Genomic DNA, 21,384 nt, shown 5'->3' on the forward strand with positions numbered 1-21,384 from the left:
TTACTACTAATTCTGTTAATTGCACTACTGTTTCGAACTGTTTCACGCGAGAAAATCGACAGACAGCGCCAATGTTTGGCATTTGATGATTGTCTGACGACACTCCTGTGGTCACTAACGGAAATCGAATTGTTGCAGCGGTTATCGGTGGTCCCCTACGGTGAGTGACCCTCGATTACTGGGCGTCGACCTGCACCCGTCGCTTCTGGTCCGGTGTTGATTTCGCTTCCTCGTCGAGTTCCTTCGTCAGTTTCAGCACACGCAACCCCTGTTCTCCATCGACGACGGGTTGCGAGTCTGTCTTCGCAGCGTTCGCGAACGAACTCAGTTCGCTCTTCAGTGGCTCTTTCTGCTCGACGGTGAGCGTCTCGACGAAGTTCTCGTGGCGATGGCGTACGAGCGAGCCATCGTCGATGTGTGCCGGGACCGACGAGCGATGAATCTCGATGCTCTGGTCGATGTAATCGACCTTGACCCGGCAGTCTTCTGCCGAGATTGTGAGTCCCCGGACCTTCTCTTGTGTGACGCGACTCGTCGTGAGCGACGCAGTCACACCAGTGTCGAATCGGAGTGTCGCGTTCGCGTAGCGACAGTCGGGCGTCCCGACGGCGTTGTACGAATCGACGTCGCCATCGACGATATCCAAGACGATGTCGAGGTCGTGAATCATCAGGTCCATCACGACCGAGTCGTCGATTGCGCGGTCGATTGGTGGACCCACCCGTTCGGTCGAGACAGCATAGATATCGAGGTCCTCGACGAGGTCTCGGAGCGTCTGTACGACTGGATTGAACCGCTCGATGTGCCCGACCTGTAACGTGAGGTCACGGTCGTCCGCGATATCGATGAGTTCCCTTCCGTTTTCGGGGTCGTCGACGAACGGTTTTTCGACGAGAACGTGGACGTCTGATTCCAGCGCCCGCTTGGCGTTCTCGTAGTGGAACTGCGTCGGCACGGCGATAGAGACGATATCGGCGGCTTCGAAGAGACTCTCCATCGACCGGGCGGTCGTTCCGTACCGTGCCGCCACGCTCGACGCGCGCTCGTCGTCGACGTCGAAGACTCCGACGAGGTTCGTTCCCGGGAGTTCGTCGTAGACGCGAGCGTGGTTCTGCCCCATGCTCCCGACCCCGATGACGCCTGCGTTCACGACTTCGTCAGTCATTGGTCACCTCCATGATTTCCTTCGTCGGACTGCTCGGTGGCTCGATGGAAACCTCCTCTCGAAGTACGGTTCCGACTCGTTCGATTTCGTCGTCGTCGAGCGCTGGGTGGACCGGAAGCGACAGCACTTGGTCACAGACAAGTTCGGCCACGGGCGCACGCACGTCAATGTCGGCGTATGCGGGCTGGTCGTGGATGCACCGCGGATAGTACACGCCACTTCCGATGCCGTGTTCGTCGAGTTGGTCGGCGACCGCATCTCGGTTTCCGACACGGATTGTGTACTGGTGATAGGAGTGACCGTATTCGTCTGGGGCCGTCGGGGTCACAGCATTCGTCTTCGCGAGCGCGTCGTCGAGGTGCATCGCGTTCTCACGACGGCGTTCCACAAAGCCTGGGAGGCGTTCGAGTTGCGCTCGCCCCATTGCGGCGGCGATGCTCGTCATCCGGAAGTTGTGCCCGAGGGAAACGTGCCGGTAGCCATCGGTCTCGCGGCCGTGGTTGATGAAACTCGCCGCGTTTTCGGCGACGTGTTCGTCGTCGGTGACGACGATTCCGCCTTCGCCGGTCGTCATGTTCTTCGTCGGGTAAAACGAGAAACACGCGGCTTCGCCGAGCGACCCGACTGGACTTCCGAAGTACGTCGCACCGTGTGCTTGTGCAGCGTCTTCGATAATCGTCACGTCGAACTCGTCTGCGATTTCGCGTAGCTCTCCCATCGGTGCCGGGAGTCCATAGAGGTGCACGACGACCATCGCTTCGACGTCGCCGTCGAGCGATTCGAGTTTCGCAGCCACAGCGGCCGGGTCGAGGTTGAACGTCTCTGGGTCGATATCCGCGAATACAGGTTCTGCACCGGCGAACCGAATCGCGTTCGCGGTAGCGACAAACGAAAACGGGGTGGTGAGTACCCGGTCACCATCGCTGACGCCGATTGCTTCGAGGGCCGTGTGAAGCGCGGTGGTACCATTCGACGTCGCAACACCGTGGTCGACGCCGCAATCGTCCGCGAACTCCGATTCGAACTCCCGAACTTCTGGGCCGTCCGCAATCATCCCGGACTCGACGACAGTCTTGATTCGAGAGAGTTCGTCGTCTCCAAGTATGGGGGCGGCAATGTTGATATCATCGCTCATCGGTCGTTTCGTCCTCCCATCGTACTATTCACAGCACAGCTAGACCATTGCGTGTGGCTATCGAGGGTCTGGTGTAGCTCTTTCATAGGGTATCCCGCGGTTCTGTTACCGCTGTGGGTAGCCAGACACTATCAGGGCATTATTATGGGCAAGATAAGGGGTTTGAGGAGCTGAAAGGACAGAATCCCGGTGTCGACGCTTCCGAGGCTACGACTCTGGTGTTTCCTCGCGTGGCTTATCACATCTGTAAGGCCAGCGTGCTCGACTGTAAGATCCATTTGTTCCCGACTCGAACGTTCTTGGTGGGTGTCTAGGACAGCGACTCGACCCACGATATGGTTCTTCGACGGACTTACACCCAACATAAGCAAGTAGTGATGGACTCAATGAACGTTCATGAACGATACGAGGGAACTCGGCTGTGTCGATACACAGGAAGCAACCATCCCAACGAGGTGTGACTAATGCTTACAGGACAGTTTGTTCCGGTGAGTGCTGCTTTCGTCGGGCTTGCGCTGGTCACGTCGGGTTTGGGACACGCTCGTCAGGTCGACCTATCGATGGTTCGAGCCCGACGCTTCGTATTCTTATTTCTACTCTGCGGAACGGTGACGCTCGCTCTTTGAACGGACACGCTGACGTGGTTTCCCACGACTTTGCGGAAGGAAGACTCGCTTACCATTCCCCTGTCGATGTCGTTCGATTCGTTCTTGGGTTTCCATCCGGCAGAGCGTTCGGCTAATCGTCGATTCAGACCAACGAGTGTGCTCGACCAGTGCAGACTGTTCGAGACTTCCTCCTTCGATGTGGAGGAGTTGGAGGATTCGCCGTTCGGGATTGAGTAGCTCGGGGTTGACCCCTAGCAGCGGATGGTCAGAGTCGCCCTCGACGTGATTCGGACCCGAACCGAAGTGGTTGCCAGATTGGTCGCGACCGGGTGTGTCTGACCGAATCTCTGTTTGAGGCTGCTCTGCCTCCGATTTTGTCGCCGAAACCGACTCTCCTTTTGACTTCGAACTCGTTCGAGAACTAATTAGTCCGAGACAGAACAATACAACCTTGCAGAGTCTCCGACTGAGTTTCGCGATAGGAGAACGTGGAGAAAGACGCTGAGCCGTGAAACGAGAATCGCTCTCTGTCCGTTCGGTCCCCTGGACAGAAGATTGGGTGTCATCTTCAGTTCGATTCGACATGGAGAAATTATCTCTCACTCACTCTGATAGATGGTATCCCAATCATATTTGGGTTCCATTCGTTCACCTGCGTACTGTCATCCGATACTGTGGGCTTTCGCATAGTCAGATTCACCTTGGTAAAGTCACCTTCGCACGCTCCGTACGCGGTTGAGGGTAGAGAGAATGGGTACCGTCGAGAGCGAACAGCCTCCAACTCTGTTTGAATCCTCTGTGTTGGCACGCGATTCAAGACTGGCGAGATGGCAGCCAAACGGACTGCCGGTGGGAGTCAGCGATTGGGACACACTGGACACAACGCCAGGGGCAGGGAGTGTCGAGTCTGTCGCCGCACGTTAGGTACCCATTCCGGTTCCATATTGATACGGTGGGACCCTCGTAGTTGGGGTTGCATGTGCAAGGTATCAAAATGGGAATTCTGGAGTGAGGCGTTGGACGAGTGCGTTCTGAACGAGTCGTTCGTGGCCTCTACGGAGTCGTTGCGACGTCGCCTGATGACTGACACCTAATATACTAGCCACGTCGGTTATATCCGAGTCGCGGGGGACCTCGTAGTATCCCTCTCTGAACGCAGTTACGAGTGTTCGATGTTGTGCCTCAGTGAGTCCGAAGCGGGACGAGTCCGAGGCCTCCGTACAGTCGGAAATGCGCTCGACAGTGTGTGTAAGCCCGTTTTGTTCCCACGTTTCTATTAGCGCGCGCAGCGAGTCGCGCTTTTCGGCGAGGACGTGAAACACCCACTCACTACCTTGCGCATACGAATCGACGACCGTCAGCCGTGTATCCGCGAAGAGTCGAAGGATTGGGTCCGAAAACGCCTCGAATCCGATGCGGTAGACACCCCCTTGTTTCGACGAAAAGACCTTCGAGTGAGCCGAGACACTCGGGTCGCTACGGAGCGCCGGTTCGACCGATGTCGCGTCATCACCTCGAACCCAAATCGATGGTGTCGTACTCGCGCTATCCACCTGTACAGACCGGAGTAGTCGTGCTTCGATGCTCGGATGATGGGCGAGGGTATCGTCGAGGATGAACGTCGATGCGGGAACACGGAGGGTAGCAACAGTGCTCACACGAGCACTAGGTTCTTTTCCGTCGTTATTATCGGGGCAGTAAGCGATTCGAGCGACTTCGCGGCTTCTTGTGGCAGAGAAACCACCAGCCGGGGGCCGATTTCGTCTCTTGCATAACGGACAGTATACAGTCTGAAACTGTTGATTTGGTTGGTGCTAAGGACTACTATCGCACATTACCCGGGCGATAGTAAACATCTCAAGACCCGATGTTGCAGTATGTTCGCACCCTCACGCATTCGCGGTCCATACGGTTCCCACATGACCGCTGAACTTGCTCTCAAAGCCGGCCGGGCACTTGGTGACTGGCACGAAGCGGTCGCGCTCGGACACGACCCGAGAGAGAACGCTCGACTCCTCGCAGACGCTGTCGCGACAGGCATCCGTGAAGCTGGTGGCACCGTCTATCGACTCGGTACAGTCGCGAGCCCCGCGGTTTCGACTGCCGTCAGGCAACAGGACCTCGACAGTGGAATTGCCGTCACGGCGGCACCTGACCCCTCCGAAGACGTCGGGTTGAAACTGTTCGACAGCGACGGGTCGCGCCTCTCGTGGGAACGCCAACGGCACCTCGTTCGGCGCGTCAACGGAACGACTGCCGATTTGGCATCGTGCGACAGTATCGGCACTGAGCAGTGGCTGGAGGACGCAGCAGAAGACTATATCGAACGTCTCTGTGACGGACAGCCGTCGTTCGACGAGACACACGCCGTCGTCGATGCCGGTGAACATCGTGTCGATACCGTCGCTGAGACGCTCGAACGGCTGGGGTGTACTGTCGACCGTGTCACCGAATCGTCTTCCGACGTATTCCCGCGGCGACGGGTCGCCCAAGGTGATTCTGTGTGTTCGGCACTCTGCGATGCCGTTGCAACGTCTGCTGCGGACTTCGGTGTGGCTCACGATCCCGATGCAGACCGAATCGTTGCAATCGACGAGCGTGGGACCGTCATCAGCGGGGATACCCTGTTAGCCCTCCTCGCGAAACAAACGGTCGAACAATCGGACAAGTGCGGACGGGTCGCGGTTCCTCTCGAGGCAAGTCGACGTATCGAAGAAGTCGTCGACGACGCTGGCGGCGAGATTGTTCGAACACAGATGGACGGGATGCCTGGTTCGGGACCAGCGTCCTCGACTGATGTCGTCTTTGGTGGTGAACCAAGCGGCGTTCATCAGTGGCCTGCCGAATCACCCTGTCCAGACGCTGCACTGTCGGCGATTCACCTCGCACGCCTCGTCGACGATAGGGTGCGTCTCTCTAAGCAGGCCCAACGAATCAACGACAGTTCTCTGTATTTCGACTCGTTTTCCGTCGAAAAGCCAACCCGAGCGATGTCTCGAATCACTGACGATGCACAGGACCAGTTCGAAGACGTTCAGACAGACGATGGCCTCTTCGTCGAGGTCGACGAGGCGTGGTTCGTCGTTCGACCGAGTCGGACGACAGGTGAACTCCGGGTAACGGTCGAGGGGACGTCGAACCGGAATGCAAAGCGGCTCTTCGACCGAGTGACCAGACTTGTCTGTACCGGGGAACCCACTGCTGTCGTGTAGATTTGACCACAGAACATTCACAAACGCAGACACATTATCGAAGATACAAAAATCAGCAAGAAGATTTGGGAGTGGACCTGTTCTAATCAGTCACAAATCAGTCAGTTATTCCTGCAAGTGGGTGGGCATTACAGGTGTACGTGTGTAACGATTGTTGAGACAAATCCTAATTGCTGTCAATAGTGTGGAAACCACTGTAATCGGTCGAAAGTCAGAACAACAACTCGTCTTTACTGACGCTGAGGTTGCTATTTGTGGGATACAATCACATACCTCTCCGGGAAATATTTCTCATAAGTCTGCCAAATCACGCTCGGTTTTTATTTCTAAGAACGCCAGATGCGCTACTAACACTGTGGCTAGTGGGTGCAACATTCCACGATCGAAACGTCGATGACTGACTCTTGTCACATCAGTCATCAATACACAAGATTGTCGAGCTTACTCCACGACTTCAGTTAGTGTCTTTTATCTGGAATCTCGATAGAATCGTCAGTCTTCGCTTGCGCAAGCACTGACGCACAGAAATCATTCTTCGCGGCATTATACTCGTTGAGATTATTTGGATGGGATTCCGCAGCTTTCTGCTTTATAGTCCCGTACTGATCTCGTACGTCTGGATTAGCACGCAAGTATTCTCGGAAACGGAGGTCGTTTTTCCACTGCTCGTTGGATTCTCGGATAAGATGGAGATTATACGATTGACTGAAATCATCGGTACGGAACTGGCCGGTATCACCAGTACACTGAAGGAAAAGCCAGTCGGTTGGGATGTGACTCAGTTGATACCCAAGCCCAGCGCTAAGTTTATCCAAATCTCCCCATAGTCCTTCCACATCAGTCACAACCGCCGTGATGTCGATAATTGGTTTCGCACTCAACCCTTCGACTGACGTACTCCCGATATGCTCAATTCGGCTCGTGTACTCATCTAGTACTTTGTTGAGCCGTTGCCGCTCGGGTTCGAACTGATTGGCCCAGTTAGGATTGTACTCGACGATTCTGATTGGTGTTTCATCCATAACAGGCTACTCACATACTGGAAAGAAAAAGCTCTGTGGATGTCAACAATTCACGATTTCTATTTGGTATTGATACAGACTAGATTTGTTTATAAGTGACATTATTAGTGAAGGAAATAGCTGTACTTTCGCATCTAAACAACGCCCAGTACCCGAGTTCTCTCATGAAGATGATACTTGATGTCGGCAACAATCATGTCATATATTGTGAGTTATATCCAACTCCAAGATCTCGCAACAGAGCAATTACGCACCTCTCACCATTCGAACTGGTGAGCAGAATCAGTTTTCGCAGTAATCCGACTATAATACAGTATATATGATATTACAGCAGTACTTGTGTAATTGTATATTGGACATCAATATGTATGTGGATTGACGACGTGGTAGACAATTGAAATGTAAAGTTAAGACACTCGCTCGTATTCAGCAGGCGGTTGTCTCCGAGATACGTCGAAGCGTCTCGCTTCTGCACTTGAATTGGTTCGAACTCCCGCTCGTTATCGAAGTCGTTTTTCCACAATTATCCTCTCGTAATGTCGATATTCTGGAGGGCATACCAACCCCCTCGTAGCCGTGCCGTCGGTACATCTTCGGAAGAAATGGATGCTCCGGTGGTGTCACCAACCAGATGGACTCGTACCCTTCGTCTCGGAGCAGCGTCTCTGTGTGTTTGATGAGTCCCGTTCCAAGTCCGGGCTCTGTCGCGTCCCCGAAACCAGCACCCGACTGAACTTCACACGACCGTCTCCGGTCCGGTCCAGCCGAGCACTGCCCCGGATAGTCTACAGATGAGCAAGGCGAGTTCCCTTGGGTAGTTACGACCCAATACCATAGTAGATGTACGCTGCACCGACAATTGAGATACTGATGAGTCCGAGACCGGCCGCTGCCTGTACAGTCTGAATTGCCTGTGGACCGTTTTGTACCACGGAGACGATGAGGTCACTCTGGGCGCTAGACAAGGCCACGGCCGAGAGGAGGAGGGCAATAGCCACTAATGTCTGTTCGCGAACCATACCCCAGATAAAAAGAGACGGAACATATGCCTTGCGTGATATACGCTATTTCACGTTCCATATGATGTCCTATCGTGTTCTGATATCCAAAAATTGATAACAACATGACTATTTGTGAAAACCGCATGAAAATCGACGTGGTTGACTCCCTCCATCAGCCGGAATACACCGGGGACAACCGGTGTGAACCGTGTACGGTGTTGAATCTCGTTATCGCTGGACTCCTTGGCTCTCTGGTGGCTCGGAAGTCCAAGCTTGGCGGGCTCATCGCGGTTGGCGTTTCGATAGGTCTCATCTACCTCCGTGGGTATCTCGTCCCGGGGACCCCGACGTTGACGAAACAGTATCTCCCGTCAACCGTTCTCGAATGGTTTGGAAAAGACCCGGAACCGAACCTTGCATCTGGGTTCGGTTCGACCACGACGGAGAGTGACTCGACGACCGACTCTCACACGACTTCGACCTCTGAGTCGATGTCGCAGACACCACCGGCGTCAACGTCGGAACCAGTCGCCGACGAGCGTGACGAACCCGACTCCGCACAGGACGCCCCCGGTGATGACCTCGAAGAGTTCTTTATGAACCACGACATTCTCGAACCCTGTGCGGACTCCGACGACCTCTGTTTGACCGACGACTTCGAGAACGCGTGGACTGACGAAACCGAAGCACTCGTCGACACAGATCTCACCGCAGAGATGGTTGCGGACGCCTTTGGGATCGACGAGTCGGACCAGACGTTCGAACTCATCACCAACGACGAAGCACGAATCCTCAAATCGGAGACTGCGTCTCTCGGACAATGGCCCTCCCGTGCAGCGCTTCTTGCAGATGTCGCAGCGAGTCGCGTCCTCCAGGCTCGAATCCTCGGCTGGAATGAGTTTGCTCCCGAAGATCGAGGGCCGATTCTCAACAGTCTGCGGATGTTCATCGAGACGTGTCCGACGACGGGTGGTGACATCGAACTCGGCGAGGAAGTCGTCGAGTCGTGCTGTAGCTCTCACAAAGTCATCGCTGTCAGCTGTGAGGATTCGGGTGAGCGTCTTTTCGAACACCCGCTTCCAGATTCTGAGTAGTCTACGAGGAGAGATTTCATACACTTCGCTTTTCGCTCGGCTTCGGCGCGCCTTTGGAGAGATACAAAGACGTAGTTGACCATTTCACCCTGCCAAAAGGCACTTGTGACAATAGTATAACAGATACTCGAATGACGTCATCGCCCGACAAGTCACGCGAGACGATGACACTCCCTGAAACGTTGCCGCCCCCTCAGGAGTCGATGCAGACGTTTCTAATTGGGTTATTGATGGGGACTGCCGACGGCGTACCTGGCGTTTCAGGCGGAACAATTGCTCTCATTACAGGTATCTACGAACGGCTTCTGGCAGCGATTACTGCCGTTACTCCCAGCCGTGTCGGAAACTGCCTTCGTGCAGTTTCTCCACTGCACGGTGGCATCTCACCAGCCCAAATCACTCGAGTTCTCGACGAAGTCGACGGCTGGTTCCTGCTTACCTTACTCGGGGGAATCAGTACAGCGATTATCCTCGTCGGTCAAGCAGTCGAGTGGGCAAACGAACACACGCCAGTTCTACTCTTCGGACTATTCTTTGGTTTCATCGGTGCATCGGCAGTCATTCTCCTTCGAGCAGCCGCAATCCGTACGCTCCCCGAAGCAACCGCAGCTGTCTTGGGTGTGACTGCTGCCTTCGTTATCTCGGGGCAATCGCAAGCACTACTTGAAACAGGAAGTCTCCCCGTACTCTTCGTCGCAGGGGCAATTGCCATCAGTGCGATGATTCTTCCCGGGCTTTCCGGGTCACTATTACTCGTAATCCTAGGCCAGTACACATACATGTATGGGAAGTTAGGAGAGTTTCTCGATGGGATTGTTACAGCAGCGACGACTGGCTCTCTCGATACCCTCGTTACTGCGAGTGACGAGGTGACGATATTTATTCTTGGAGGCCTCGTTGGCCTCTTTACGGTCGCCAGAGTAATTCGCCGCGCCCTCGACGCATACCAGGACATCACCTATGCGTTTCTCATCTCGCTTGTCTTAGGCGCACTTCGAGCGCCAATTACGACACTCAACAGCGCTGAATACTCGGTGACGTGGAACACTGCTACGATACAAGCCTTCGCCATGACTGCTCTCTCTGGCGCACTCATCGTGTTCGTCCTCGACTGGTACGCCGTCGATATCGACCTCGAAACTGTCTGATAGTCGCTATTGTGCTCATTGGTGGGTGGACACATCTAGCATGTCATCGTCACGAGTAGGATGGTGCCGTCGTGACTACTCCACAAATGATAATAAATCAATAATTTCATATAATGTCACCCAAGATGGATTACCGAAGTTAACAGATCAACATGTCTGATAACAACGATTCAAGTAGCAGTTTCAGCCGCCGCAACATTCTCAAATCAGCCGCTGGAGGTGCTGCAGGTCTCTCCGGTCTCAGTCAGGTTCCAGTCGCGTGGGCACAGCCCACGGAATCGGAACTCGACGAGCTAGAGGCCAAACCAAACGTCCAGGCTGTCCTCTCCGAACTTGGCTTGGATTCCCTCCCCGACGACATGCAAAAGCTCTCCAATTCCTTCGGTGATGGTGAGGATGTGGTGGAGTTCGAAATTTGGGAAGGTGAACTGTCATATGGGACCCTCCACGTCGGACAACTCGATGACCTCACGAACGTTGTTGTCGAGTTCTCAACGGACTTCAGAGCTACGGCACCGCGACGATACCGGTCGATTCCCGACGGAACTGAGCCACTCGTCTCAGCCAGTGAAGGCGAAGCATTCGTAAAGCGTTCACCGACAGAGGGTGAAAAAAGAGCTATCAGTGACCTTCTCCCAGAATCTGGGTCGATGGTTGCTTACACCGCAACGAATCAGGAAGGTTTTCAGGTTAATCTCGTCCGCTACAACGAGAGCAAAAATGAGCTCGAGCAACAACAGTTCAGAGCGCCTGTCGATACCAAGAACGGCGTACACCCTGTGTTCAAAGAGTCTACGGGTGCACTGCGAAACGCTTCGCTAAACAAGGTTATCCAACCAAAGGGAATCATCGACGGTGCGACGGAAGTAGTGCAAGACGTCGCAAAAGGAATCCAAAATGGATACTTCGATTGGGACGGTGATTTGGGCGATGCCAGGTGGCATCTCGAAAATACCCACAAACCGTGGAAGAAGATTCCAGACGACGTGAAAAATATCGATAATCTTGGAAAAGGTGCTATCAAAAGCATCATTATCGCAGAAGCCGCCGAGGAAGGTGCAGAAGAACTCTTTGGCCAGTGTGGTGAACCGTGCTCAGACTGCGCGATGACTGCTTCAGATATCCTTCTTAACTGCCACAAGTGTCGGTTCTTCCTTGGGGCAGGAATCTCTTCGACCGGACCTGCCGGTTTAGTATTGTTTGTCGTCTGTGTCTGGAGTTTCTGTAACTTCCCAGGGGCGATCAACAAGTGTTCAACTTGTATAGACTGTTACACTAAGTAGACAGAACCATAGCAATTTCTTCAGCAGATAGGGCTCTGGTTCTCTTCGATGGTCGTCCCTTGCTCGTTTGTGTCGGTGCCACTACGCTTGCGTACCATTAACAGTAGTTGGTCATACGGATTCTTTATTCAGATTCGATTGTGGAATAAGCCCCTGAGAATTCATCGCGGAGTGTCCGGTTTTTTCTCTACTGTCGTTGAACAACCCGACTATATAATAGATGCCTTCTTCCCATAATAACCTTTAATAGAGTATGTAAAGACTTCTTTTACAATGATAACAGAATCGAACAGTAACATGGGAGACAGGATTCGGATAACGCTCGATATACCTCTCCAAGACAGTCGCTTATTCAAAGGAAAGGCCACAGATGACATCCTTTTATTTTTAACCCGACATCCCAGCGAGTCGTTCTCAATAACCGATATATCAAATATAGTCAACTACAGCAGACCGACAATCACCAAAACGGTCGATGTTCTCTCTAACAATGGCCTCGTTGTCGAGGAACGAGACGGGGCAAGTCGTCTCATACAGATCAACCGCGGCCGACTAACCATCCCGGACAACCCCTACCTCGAAATCCCACAATCTGAGTTCCAACCCCCAGTAAAAGCGGCAACTGAGGCGATACTGGACGAGCTTGATGGCGTTCTTGGTGTTGTCCTCTATGGAAGCGTCGCCCGTGGGGATGCCGACAGACGCAGTGACATTGACCTCTGGGTGTTGGTGCGTGAGGACAGGATGCGCAACCAGCGGAAGGCAAACCAAGTCAGGAAATCACTTGAAAAAGACACATTCGACAGTAACCGCTATGCCTTCGAGATTGATGTTGAGGGTGTGAAAGCAGTTCCGAACTACATGGAGGACCTGCAAGAAATACTCCGAGATAGCATCGCAGTCCACCAAACAGAGGAGTTCAAAACGGTCTGTAACATGGTCCTGCACGGTAATATTGATGAGTGACCCAAATGCCGTCAGAGAGGCGCTTGACGCGGCTGTTGACGCCTTCAACGAGGAGGGTCACGGCATACCAACACGAGAGCCGGAAATTGATACGAATGCTGACTGGAAGACACAACTAACCAAAGGATGTCGTCTCCTTGCTGCCGTTGAGGAAATCGAGGGCGGCGGCTATTACACCGCTTCCGTCGAGTTATGTTTCGGCATAATCGAGCGGTCTCTGGAAGCGTTTGCCATCGTGGAGGGCGGCGATACATTGCGAGACTTCCAGACAGATTCACACGACCGTTGCTATGACCGGACGGCACAATTGGGTCTCTTCACGCGAGAGTTGACGCGTGAACTCAAAGACTTGTACGGAGATAATCGGACGGACAGCTACTACGGAGGTCGCCATCCAACGAAGCGGCAAGCCAAAACGATGTATAAGCTGTCGCGTGAAATCCACCGACACGTCACCAACCAGATTCGTGAAGGTGGCGTCTGTAGTTGCGGCGATTAACTGTGAAATTACGGTGGCTTCTTCCACAATCGAATCTGAATAAAGAATCCGTATGACCACCTACTCTTAATGTAAGCACACCATAGAACCATCACGTATGAGTGATTTCCTGACGCGCGTTAAGTTCGGTGTCGCGGGTGGACTTTCGATTGCTATCTTCGCTGCAGCCATGTTCGTGGGGCTGTCCGATACCGGTCCCGGGCCGGTCAAAGCCTTCGTGGGGGCAATCCTCCTTATCGGATACGCCGTACATAGGGGAGTACAAGAGTACCTCTCGCGTCGACAGGAGAACGTTCTCACAGGCGGGGTCTTCCTTCTCGGTTTCGGGGCTGTCGCGTGGGGTGTCTTCGTTAACGGCGCGAAAGTGAGTCAGGAAGACCTCATTGCTTGGGGCGGCCTCGTGGTCGCTATTGTGCTCATTGGCGGGTGGACGCTTCTAGCACGTCGTCGTCCCGAGTGAAGTGTCGCCGTTCACGCGAAATCGTCGTCATTTATTGTCGTGAGCCGTCGGGACGACAGTATGAAAAAGGATCTAACGCGCATCAAATTCGCTGTCGTCGGGGTGATTTCGCTCTTGATTGTCGGTGTACTGATGCGCTCTGGTCTCGCTGAGGGTGGCCCGTGGGGGCCATTCGAGGCCGCTGCAGTCGCGATTACCATGGTCGCTATTCTGCTGTTCAAATCGACCGAGGCTCACCTCTCTACTCGGCAGGAAGGTGTCGCACTTGCGGTGCTAATCTTGCTGTGTCTCGGAATCGTCGCTGTGGATGCACTCATCACTGGTGAGGCGATATCCGGGGACTTGCTCGGCAAGATTGGTATCGGTCTCCTCGTCGCACTGGCGTTCGTCGTATGGCCGTCTCTGTCGCGTCGCGGTACTGAGTGAGAGGCATGCTCTCGCTCCCGTCGGTCTAACTCAGTCGCTCTGTGGAATGTCGAGCAGGTGTTGGGCGAGTTTCTGAGGGACAGATACCATCGGCCAGTGGCCGGTCTCCAATTCAGACAACTCCCACGCTCGTTCGGCACAGAGTTGACGGACCATCTCTAGTACACTCTCGTCCATCCCGTTGTCTCGACAGAGGATGTACGAATGCGGGACAGCCTGTGTCTCCGGGTTCTCGGCCGCCACTGTCTGTCTGAACGTATTCAGTGGATGGGGTGTCGCCTTTTTTCGCATCCACGCCGTGTCTTCGTCCGAGATACCGACCCAGCCAGGGTGGTCGTCTAGCAGTGGCCACCCGCCGTCGTTGTCGTCCGCGACTTCTTCCATCGCCGTCCACTCCTCCGGTGGGTAGAAGTCAGCGGCTGAGACGGGGTTGTCGTCCATCGGGACCAGCGCGTCGAGGTAGACGACGTGCGCGAGTCGTTCCGGGACTTCCTCGGCGACTCCCAAAACCACCAGTCCAGCGTAGCTGTGGCCAACGAGAACGACATCTTCGAGGTCTTCGTATGTGAGGACGTTTACGATGTCGCGAATGTGTGTGTCGAGGTCCGTGCCAGGGCGAGCGAGGTGTTCTCGTTCACCGAGTCCCGTCAGTGTCGGTATGTACACTTCGTGTCCGTCTTCCCTTAGGAGGGGAGTGAGATATTTCCAACACCATCCCCCAAGCCACGCACCGGGAACGAGTACGAACGACGTCCCACTATCAGTGCTGCCACCCTGTGCTGGTGATTCTTGGATCATTGGTTCGGTCGATATCGACTGTGGACAGTTGTCTTCGGGTCGAAAGGTGGAGTCGGTGAGGACCTACCAGGGGCGAATATGTTTGCGTTCATCGGTTGTTTGTCTGTAGTGTTGTCGACGAATCCGCCACGTAAATACGCGAGCCTAGTGGGGTGGAAGTGGTCGTTCCAAGGTCCATATATTTTGGAGGCGACCGTCACCGTCGCTATCGGTTTCTCTCAACGTAAATCTCTCTCCTCGAAAGAACTTCTCTACGTTGCTACTCAATTGTCGCGGCTATCAAACGGTTCTAACAGCATCCCCTCTTCGACGTTATCTATACCGTCAGAGTGCATCGCAGCGTCGAGTCGAGTGACCGCTTTACAAACGTCCGAATCAAGATTGAATTGGTATCGTTGTGGCTTCGTTCTTTGGACCTTATCGAGTACCCCTATCTCAATGAGAAGGTCAATATGGTTGAGCACCGACTGCCTGCTCACACCTGAAATATCTGCTATCTCTGATTTATTCATCTCACGACGGACTTTTTTCTTGATAAGGGCATCAATTATTTTCGCCGCGCTATCGTTTTGTGTCAGGACCAACCACCCAGCTGGATCCTCGGCTCGCGTGCGATCTACAACGTTGTTGGGGTCGTTCGAAGTATCACGTGACATTATACTACACTGGGTCTCGGTCGCTCATACCTATGATAGCATAATAACACTTCAAAGTTAAATTTTTTGAGTAGGTGGAATCCAAGTGGGCATAGTATCGCTTCCATCAATAATCTGGAGCGCAGTTGTCTCTCTTTCCCATGAGAAGCGCGATGTTCTTCTCTCATCTCTGTGCGCTTCAGACTTCGTTGTCTGAATCGGATGAGAACCTGCGTAGTTGATTTTGAACTAACTGGCCACAGTGAATGTACGCGCTTTGCTTCCGTTCTGCGTCTCTATCTCGGTCCTCAACAGCGATTTCAGTGAATTGGAATGGGAGGCTCATCGAAAGATAGAACCGGGGGTTGTCCTGAACCTGGAAGTGAAGATGTGGTTCGGTTGAATTTCCAGAGTGGCCACACCGACCGATTACCTCGCCGCGGCTTACTGTGTCGCCCTCGGACACACAGACACTCCCTTGCTTAAGATGTCCAAGGAAACTGTACTCTGCTGGAGCGTGCTTAATAATAACACAGTTTCCAGCTAAGCGGTACTGTAGCGGGTCAAGCCAGCCGGTCGTACGGTGATGGTCCCTGTGACCATCCAGCGACCTAATTACAGTACCATCTGCAGGTGCAGTAACGGGCTCGTCAAAACAGTAGAACGATTCTGGGCCACCAGTTCCATCATGCGTATTTCCTTGCTCATCGGTTTTCACGAAGTCGTATGCATACCGCTGCTGGACCGGGAACCACGAATGTGAATATTCAGGATCTGGGCTACCGGAATGCACCGTCCATTTACCTCGGAATGGTAGTGTATAGTCCACCGCCGTCTCGTATTCGGATGGGATTGGTAGGTGACCTCGATATCGAATGAACACGACGAGGCTGCCAAATAGTTGCACGGTGCCTCTTACCACCGTGTTCGGGTGGAGCATGAAAACAAACGTCTGGAGTAATTTGAGAGGGTTCGGCTCGTAGCCGGTTGTCATCCAGTCTGTGGGGTCATCATCGTTACTGGCCTCAGCCTGCTCGATCTTGGACCGACTATACTTCCACATGTATTGAGCAGATCCCAAGATTGGGGGGACAAGAAAAAACAGAAACAGAGCGTTGAAGACCTGCGCGAGTTCGAGGGGTTGCCAGAGACTTTGAAGGTGTTCCAACAGACCAAGGAATCCCAAAAAACCGAGTCGCCAACAAGCGTTCCCAATTCGGGAGATTGTTCTGTCGATCGATGAACCACTCGTGCCAAATGGGTGTGATATACTGGTGGACATGTACGGAAAGTTCTATTGTAGATTCCTAAATTCTCTGTTGACTTAGTAGAACTCTCTACCAAAAAATTCTGTCGAGGTTGGGTCTTAGTTCTTCGTCTGCTTGTGAGCCGACAGAAGCTCTTCAGCCGACGAATGCTTGGAAACACCGGAGTCGAGGTCGTTTTCCGAGATTTCAGAAATTAACCGCCCGCCAGAAACGGCGTCAACCACTGCGTCACCAGCGGCCTCACCGACGGTCGTTCCTGCCGCATACGCAAACCCTGCCGCGCCGACGTACGCAACGGCCGCAGGGTAAACGTCGGGTTCTGGGTCCGGGGCCGAGAAAACCGCACCTTCCATGTCATCTGGAATTGAGGTGGACGCAACCTCTTGGACCTCGACATTGCTGGTTTCAATCAAATCCATTCCTCCTTTACTGTCGTCGGCAGCTGACCTATTGTCAGACATGCAAATGTGTTCTCACCCACACTTAGCATGAATTTATTGTAATAAAATTGACATTAGGTGTACGAAATAATTCGATTTTGAAAAGCGTGTAAAATAAAATTGTGATTGGTGTATAACTCGTTTGGAGCTATTTTCTGCTTCCTGCGGCAGGTTTAACATCTCACCATATAATGTTGTTTTTATGAGTAACTCGGGCTCTGACGCGCACAAAGACATCGACGCGCCGATTGTGCTGTTTGATGGAGTCTGTAATCTCTGTAATGGCTTCGTTCAGTTTCTCATTGAGAACGATGAAGATGCAAATCTTCGGTTTGCATCACTTCAGTCAGAAGTTGGTCAAGAGCTCCTACGATCCATAGACCTTCCAGATGATAAGAACGACTCAATCGTGCTCATTGAAGACGAGACGTACTATGAGAAGTCCGACGCCGCGTTAGCTATCGCTGGGTATCTGGATGGTCTGTATGGTCATGCCCCCTATCTTCGATTCATTCCACAATCAATCCGAGATAGAGTGTATATGCTGGTAGCAAATAACCGCTATTCGATATTTGGAAAACAAGACCGGTGCATGATGCCAACGCCTGACCGACAGGGCCGGTTTTTAAGTTCGAGTGATATCTGAGTACCCAATTACCTCTGTCCAGTGTGAGTACCTACTCGCTTTGCGAGAGGTCTTGTGTGTTTAGGCATGCTAAAGAGATATCGCCCATACTTGAGTGTTGATCTGTTATTTATTGTTGAACCGGTTCAGCACGTTGATTGTCTCCAATGTGAATCGACCACAACTGTGCGTACTTTCCATTTTGGTTGATCAGGTCCTGGTGTGTCCCCTGTTCAATAATCTCGCCGTCATCAAGAACAACGATCTGGTCTGCATTCCGAATCGTCGAGAGCCGATGTGCGACTGCAAACGTCGTCCGGTCCTGAACAACAGTTTCGAGACTGTCTTGTATCTGCCGTTCAGTCTCATTGTCGACGTGCGAGGTAGCTTCGTCTAATAGCAGTATGTCTGGGTCGGATACCAGCGAGCGAGCTAACGCAATACGCTGTCGTTGTCCGCCGGAGAGCTTTGCTCCACCTTCCCCTACATTCGTCTCGTACCCATCGGGGAACTCCATAATGAAATCGTGTGCATTCGCTAACCGAGCTGCTCGTTTAATGTCTTCTTCGGTCGCTTCGGCTGCTCCGTATCCTAGGTTCTCTCCGATCGTACCGGAGAATAGATGCGTGTCTTGGTGAACAATTCCGATTCGTTTTCGAAGGTCGTTGATTTTTATGTCTTTGATATTGTGATCGTCCACCCGGATTTCACCTTTGTCTGGCTCGTAGAAGCGTAGCAATAGTTTCAGTAGGGTAGATTTACCGGACCCCGTGGAACCGACGATCCCAATGAAGTCGCCAGCGTTGGCAGTGAAGTTGACATCAGTAAGTACCGTGTTATCGCGATATCCAAAGGACATATCATCGAACTCGATGTGACCGTCGAAGTGGTCGACTGTGATAGCATTCTCCGAATTATGCTCCCGTGCCTCATGATCATGCAGTGAGAGCACACGAACTGCCGATGCGCGGGCACCATAGTATTGGTCGATTAACTGGCCAGTCTGGATGATGGGTTGAATAAGGCGTTGCTGATAAACTAGAAATGCCACCAGTGTCCCCTCTGAGAGTGGCTCAGAGAACAGTAGCGGAGGACCCTCGACGATCCAGATCCCACCCAGAACCAGCATGAGCGTGAAGCCAGCAGTGTTCAAGACATTCAGGCTCGGTTGGAATCGAATCCGAAGATCGATGACGTTCCAAAACTTATCGTAAAGTCCTCTCGAAACCGAAGCAACGCGGTCACGCTCTTGAGTCTCGCGAGTATACGACTTGATTACGTGCATCCCGCTAAGATTGTTTTCTATCTTGGAGTTCACAACCCCAATACGCTGCTTCACGGCTGCGTGCTCAACCTTTAGTCGTCGAATGAAATACCGAGTTACGAGGACAATTGCTGGGACAAAGAAGAGCGAAATCAGTGCAAACTCCCAGTGTAAGATGAATAGCAGCACAGTCACACCAACAATCGTCGCTGAAGTGCTCACAACTTGCCCAATGAACTTGCCCAGAACATTGTTCAGACTCCTCACGTCGTTATTTAACACAGTCATTATCTGTCCCGTCTGTTCGGATTCGTAGAATGGCATCCCGAGCTTCTGGGCTTTCGTATAGGTATCTACTCGAACCTTGTGTTGAACTTCCTGGGAGAATCTCCCCCAAACCCATCCCGCAGACCAGCTTAGAATAGCACTGACGATTCCGATTATTGCAAGGATGCCTCCGAGTAGATACAACTGGTCAGCCTGACCGACGGGAAACAGACCTGATCGAAGTCCGAATAGGGCGAACGGGCGATTATCTAATAAGACCGAGTCAATTGCTGTTTGCAGGATGTATGGTGGAAGAATACCGATAATCGGCGCGACTAGGGAGGTCAAGACGCCAAATAGTATCCACCATTTGTGCTCTCTACTGTAGCGAGAAAACAACTCAAGTAAGGGTCGTTTGACGTTGCTGATTCCACTTGAGAGCAACATCCGGTCTCCTGATTCTTCTGACATGCTTACACAAGCAAATGTGGAACACTTTATACTTTTGCACCAAATGAAAAGTGTTGATAAAGAACCTTGAACCAACCTTGGTGTGAATCACCGTGGCATATGTCTATCTAGGATTTAAACCTAAGAAAAGCTTATCAAGTGTGATACAACATTGAATCGTGTTGGTAGAATAATGAGTGTGTTTCAATCACCTCAATGGTTGCAAAGTATCTTCACGTGGGCGGTAATTTCCACGTTGACAATTTGGACAGTGGCGACCTCCACGCGGGTTTTTGATCCCGTCCGTGAGAGACTCAAAGCCGTTATCGGGGAGCCCGGTCTATCGCTTATTCCATCATATCGGTTCTTTGCTCCAGAACCCGCTAGGTATGACTTCCACCTGCTATACAGAACAAAGACAGAGGATGAACGTGTCACAGACTGGCAACACTGCGACGAATTCATCGACTTTCCGTCTCAACTTCACTGGGCCTGGAATCCACAATTATACGATACGAAAGCGATGTTCGACTATGCCCAGTCGCTGTACGAAGCAGTAAAAGACGAGAAGGAGAAAGACGACGATGCTGAGGTGACTGATGATGTCTCCACCTCATCTTTACAGCAAATCGATATGGAGGATTACGTTGTTTCCACACCATACATTGCCTTGCTGAATTACGTGTCACATTTACCTGGGGTATCTGACTCAAAAGAGGTTCAGTATCTGATTGTACGGGGTTCTCTCCGAGAAGAGGAAAGTAAACCGTTCTTCCTCTCGTACTTCCACGAGGTGTGAGATGATCAGTACAGGTCTCACCATTCGGCTTGTTGCAGGGATCATCGGAATCCATGCGGTCTACTCCGGGTTTGAGATGATCAGTGTCAGAGAACGCTATGGAAAAGCGGGGATTATGAGATGGGAACCCACGCGTCTGTACATCGAGCACATTCCGGGTTTCTCTCTGATTGAACCCCTGTTGAATCGAATAGTTGGTGTCGCAATTGTTCGTGTCGTAGTTGGGGTTGGGTTGGCCATCGCTGCCACTCTGAATGCACCAGTACTTATTCTCGGAACATTCGCAACAGGACTACTTGCCACTGATTTTGTGATCGTTCTTCGACACAGCGTCGGTCTGAGCGGTGCACATCAGATGTCGCTTGTTGTCAGTGCAGGACTGACCGTTGCTGTCCTTGCTCCGAGTGGGAGCCTCCTCGAACTAGCTGGAATTGGGTTTATCGCTGCTCAGGGTATCTTAGGGTACTTCATCTCTGGAGTAACGAAGGGGATGGGCAATGCCTGGCGCAGTGGTGATGCCGTCCTACTAGTATTGTCAACAACGACGTGGGGTCATCCATGGTTCTACGAAAAGGCACGGTCATTTCCTGGTCTGACGGCGCTCGCCAGTCATGGCGTCGTCCTGTTTGAAATTGCGTTCCCTGTGATCTTGTTGCTATCTCCACCCCTGGTCGCAGCAATATTCGGGGTCGCACTTGCGATGCACATTTCGATTGCCTTTGCAATGGGGATTAATGGATTTATCACCAGTTTCTCCTCAACGTATCCAGCGATCTACTTCGTTTCGAGGCAAGTCCCGACTATACTGTGAAAAGTCAG

22 protein-coding genes are annotated in these 21,384 nt (G+C 52.5%); 11 read left to right on the forward strand and 11 right to left on the reverse strand.

Going from position 1 to position 21,384, the window contains the following annotated elements; translation table 11 throughout:
• Nucleotides 1-175: 175 nt before the first annotated feature.
• The 4 genes from C453_RS00340 to C453_RS00355 form a co-directional block, all read right to left on the reverse strand.
• Nucleotides 176-1,165 (reverse strand): Gfo/Idh/MocA family protein, encoded by a 990-nt coding sequence (locus C453_RS00340; RefSeq protein ID WP_008321975.1) that lies wholly within the window; start codon nucleotides 1,163-1,165, stop codon nucleotides 176-178.
• Entirely contained in the window at nucleotides 1,158-2,300 is a 1,143-nt protein-coding gene (locus C453_RS00345; RefSeq protein ID WP_008321976.1) for a DegT/DnrJ/EryC1/StrS family aminotransferase, read from the reverse strand. The genes C453_RS00340 and C453_RS00345 overlap by 8 nt, the downstream gene beginning before the upstream one ends.
• Nucleotides 2,301-2,893: 593 nt before the next feature.
• Complete coding sequence (locus C453_RS21065; RefSeq protein WP_449404883.1) at nucleotides 2,894-3,493, reverse strand: helix-turn-helix transcriptional regulator; 600 nt, start codon at nucleotides 3,491-3,493, stop codon at nucleotides 2,894-2,896.
• A 404-nt stretch (nucleotides 3,494-3,897) separates the two neighbouring features.
• Nucleotides 3,898-4,566, reverse strand: a complete 669-nt coding sequence (locus C453_RS00355) for a helix-turn-helix domain-containing protein (protein ID WP_049907317.1) — start codon at nucleotides 4,564-4,566, stop codon at nucleotides 3,898-3,900.
• A 219-nt stretch (nucleotides 4,567-4,785) separates the two neighbouring features.
• Between C453_RS00355 and C453_RS00360 the strand changes: the two genes are divergently transcribed.
• Entirely contained in the window at nucleotides 4,786-6,120 is a 1,335-nt protein-coding gene (locus C453_RS00360) for a phosphohexomutase domain-containing protein (protein WP_083881550.1), read from the forward strand.
• Nucleotides 6,121-6,578: 458 nt separating this feature from the next.
• Here C453_RS00360 and C453_RS00365 read toward each other — a convergent pair whose 3' ends face one another.
• Both C453_RS00365 and C453_RS00370 read right to left on the reverse strand, forming a co-directional pair.
• The gene (locus tag C453_RS00365; RefSeq protein WP_008321979.1) at nucleotides 6,579-7,142 is read right to left on the reverse strand and encodes a GrpB family protein; all 564 of its coding nucleotides are present in this window, start codon (nucleotides 7,140-7,142) and stop codon (nucleotides 6,579-6,581) included.
• Between the two features lie 818 nt (nucleotides 7,143-7,960).
• Nucleotides 7,961-8,161: a hypothetical protein gene (locus C453_RS00370; RefSeq protein WP_008321980.1), complete on the reverse strand. Its 201-nt coding sequence runs from the start codon at nucleotides 8,159-8,161 to the stop codon at nucleotides 7,961-7,963.
• A gap of 125 nt (nucleotides 8,162-8,286) precedes the next feature.
• On the opposite strand from C453_RS00370, the gene C453_RS00375 reads away from it, so the two are divergent.
• The 7 genes from C453_RS00375 to C453_RS00405 all read left to right on the forward strand — a co-directional run bounded on the left by C453_RS00375 (nucleotide 8,287) and on the right by C453_RS00405 (nucleotide 14,019).
• Nucleotides 8,287-9,237 (forward strand): hypothetical protein, encoded by a 951-nt coding sequence (locus tag C453_RS00375; protein ID WP_008321981.1) that lies wholly within the window; start codon nucleotides 8,287-8,289, stop codon nucleotides 9,235-9,237.
• A gap of 131 nt (nucleotides 9,238-9,368) precedes the next feature.
• Nucleotides 9,369-10,385 (forward strand): DUF368 domain-containing protein, encoded by a 1,017-nt coding sequence (locus C453_RS00380; protein WP_049907319.1) that lies wholly within the window; start codon nucleotides 9,369-9,371, stop codon nucleotides 10,383-10,385.
• Between the two features lie 152 nt (nucleotides 10,386-10,537).
• Nucleotides 10,538-11,668 carry a hypothetical protein gene (locus tag C453_RS00385; protein ID WP_008321983.1) on the forward strand — a complete coding sequence of 377 codons (1,131 nt, stop codon included), beginning with the start codon at nucleotides 10,538-10,540 and terminating at the stop codon, nucleotides 11,666-11,668.
• A 273-nt stretch (nucleotides 11,669-11,941) separates the two neighbouring features.
• Nucleotides 11,942-12,634, forward strand: coding sequence for a nucleotidyltransferase domain-containing protein (locus C453_RS00390; protein ID WP_008321984.1), 693 nt, complete (start codon nucleotides 11,942-11,944; stop codon nucleotides 12,632-12,634).
• A complete protein-coding gene (locus tag C453_RS00395; protein WP_008321985.1) occupies nucleotides 12,627-13,133 on the forward strand; it encodes a hypothetical protein in 507 nt (168 codons plus the stop codon). The genes C453_RS00390 and C453_RS00395 overlap by 8 nt, the downstream gene beginning before the upstream one ends.
• A 97-nt stretch (nucleotides 13,134-13,230) precedes the next feature.
• Complete coding sequence (locus C453_RS00400) at nucleotides 13,231-13,593, forward strand: hypothetical protein (RefSeq protein ID WP_008321986.1); 363 nt, start codon at nucleotides 13,231-13,233, stop codon at nucleotides 13,591-13,593.
• A 60-nt stretch (nucleotides 13,594-13,653) separates the two neighbouring features.
• A complete protein-coding gene (locus tag C453_RS00405) occupies nucleotides 13,654-14,019 on the forward strand; it encodes a hypothetical protein (RefSeq protein WP_008321987.1) in 366 nt (121 codons plus the stop codon).
• Between the two features lie 30 nt (nucleotides 14,020-14,049).
• Here C453_RS00405 and C453_RS00410 read toward each other — a convergent pair whose 3' ends face one another.
• The 4 genes from C453_RS00410 to C453_RS00425 form a co-directional block, all read right to left on the reverse strand.
• Nucleotides 14,050-14,817 (reverse strand): alpha/beta fold hydrolase, encoded by a 768-nt coding sequence (locus tag C453_RS00410; protein WP_049907321.1) that lies wholly within the window; start codon nucleotides 14,815-14,817, stop codon nucleotides 14,050-14,052.
• 263 nt (nucleotides 14,818-15,080) lie between these two features.
• Nucleotides 15,081-15,473, reverse strand: coding sequence for a winged helix-turn-helix domain-containing protein (locus tag C453_RS00415; RefSeq protein ID WP_008321989.1), 393 nt, complete (start codon nucleotides 15,471-15,473; stop codon nucleotides 15,081-15,083).
• A 178-nt stretch (nucleotides 15,474-15,651) separates the two neighbouring features.
• Nucleotides 15,652-16,620, reverse strand: coding sequence for a M23 family metallopeptidase (locus C453_RS00420; RefSeq protein ID WP_241430635.1), 969 nt, complete (start codon nucleotides 16,618-16,620; stop codon nucleotides 15,652-15,654).
• Between the two features lie 198 nt (nucleotides 16,621-16,818).
• Complete coding sequence (locus C453_RS00425; RefSeq protein ID WP_152417950.1) at nucleotides 16,819-17,181, reverse strand: hypothetical protein; 363 nt, start codon at nucleotides 17,179-17,181, stop codon at nucleotides 16,819-16,821.
• Between the two features lie 181 nt (nucleotides 17,182-17,362).
• Between C453_RS00425 and C453_RS00430 the strand changes: the two genes are divergently transcribed.
• A complete protein-coding gene (locus C453_RS00430; RefSeq protein WP_008321992.1) occupies nucleotides 17,363-17,806 on the forward strand; it encodes a thiol-disulfide oxidoreductase DCC family protein in 444 nt (147 codons plus the stop codon).
• Between the two features lie 109 nt (nucleotides 17,807-17,915).
• Here the strand turns inward: C453_RS00430 and C453_RS00435 are convergent, their stop codons facing one another.
• Nucleotides 17,916-19,787 carry an ABC transporter ATP-binding protein gene (locus tag C453_RS00435; RefSeq protein WP_049907325.1) on the reverse strand — a complete coding sequence of 624 codons (1,872 nt, stop codon included), beginning with the start codon at nucleotides 19,785-19,787 and terminating at the stop codon, nucleotides 17,916-17,918.
• A gap of 250 nt (nucleotides 19,788-20,037) precedes the next feature.
• Between C453_RS00435 and C453_RS00440 the strand changes: the two genes are divergently transcribed.
• Together C453_RS00440 and C453_RS00445 are read left to right on the forward strand one after the other, a co-directional pair.
• Nucleotides 20,038-20,565: a hypothetical protein gene (locus tag C453_RS00440; RefSeq protein WP_152417951.1), complete on the forward strand. Its 528-nt coding sequence runs from the start codon at nucleotides 20,038-20,040 to the stop codon at nucleotides 20,563-20,565.
• Between the two features lies 1 nt (nucleotide 20,566).
• A complete protein-coding gene (locus C453_RS00445; protein ID WP_008321995.1) occupies nucleotides 20,567-21,376 on the forward strand; it encodes a hypothetical protein in 810 nt (269 codons plus the stop codon).
• Nucleotides 21,377-21,384 lie beyond the last annotated feature (8 nt).

It is taken from the genome of Haloferax elongans ATCC BAA-1513, from assembly GCF_000336755.1.
Lineage (GTDB): Archaea > Halobacteriota > Halobacteria > Halobacteriales > Haloferacaceae > Haloferax > Haloferax elongans.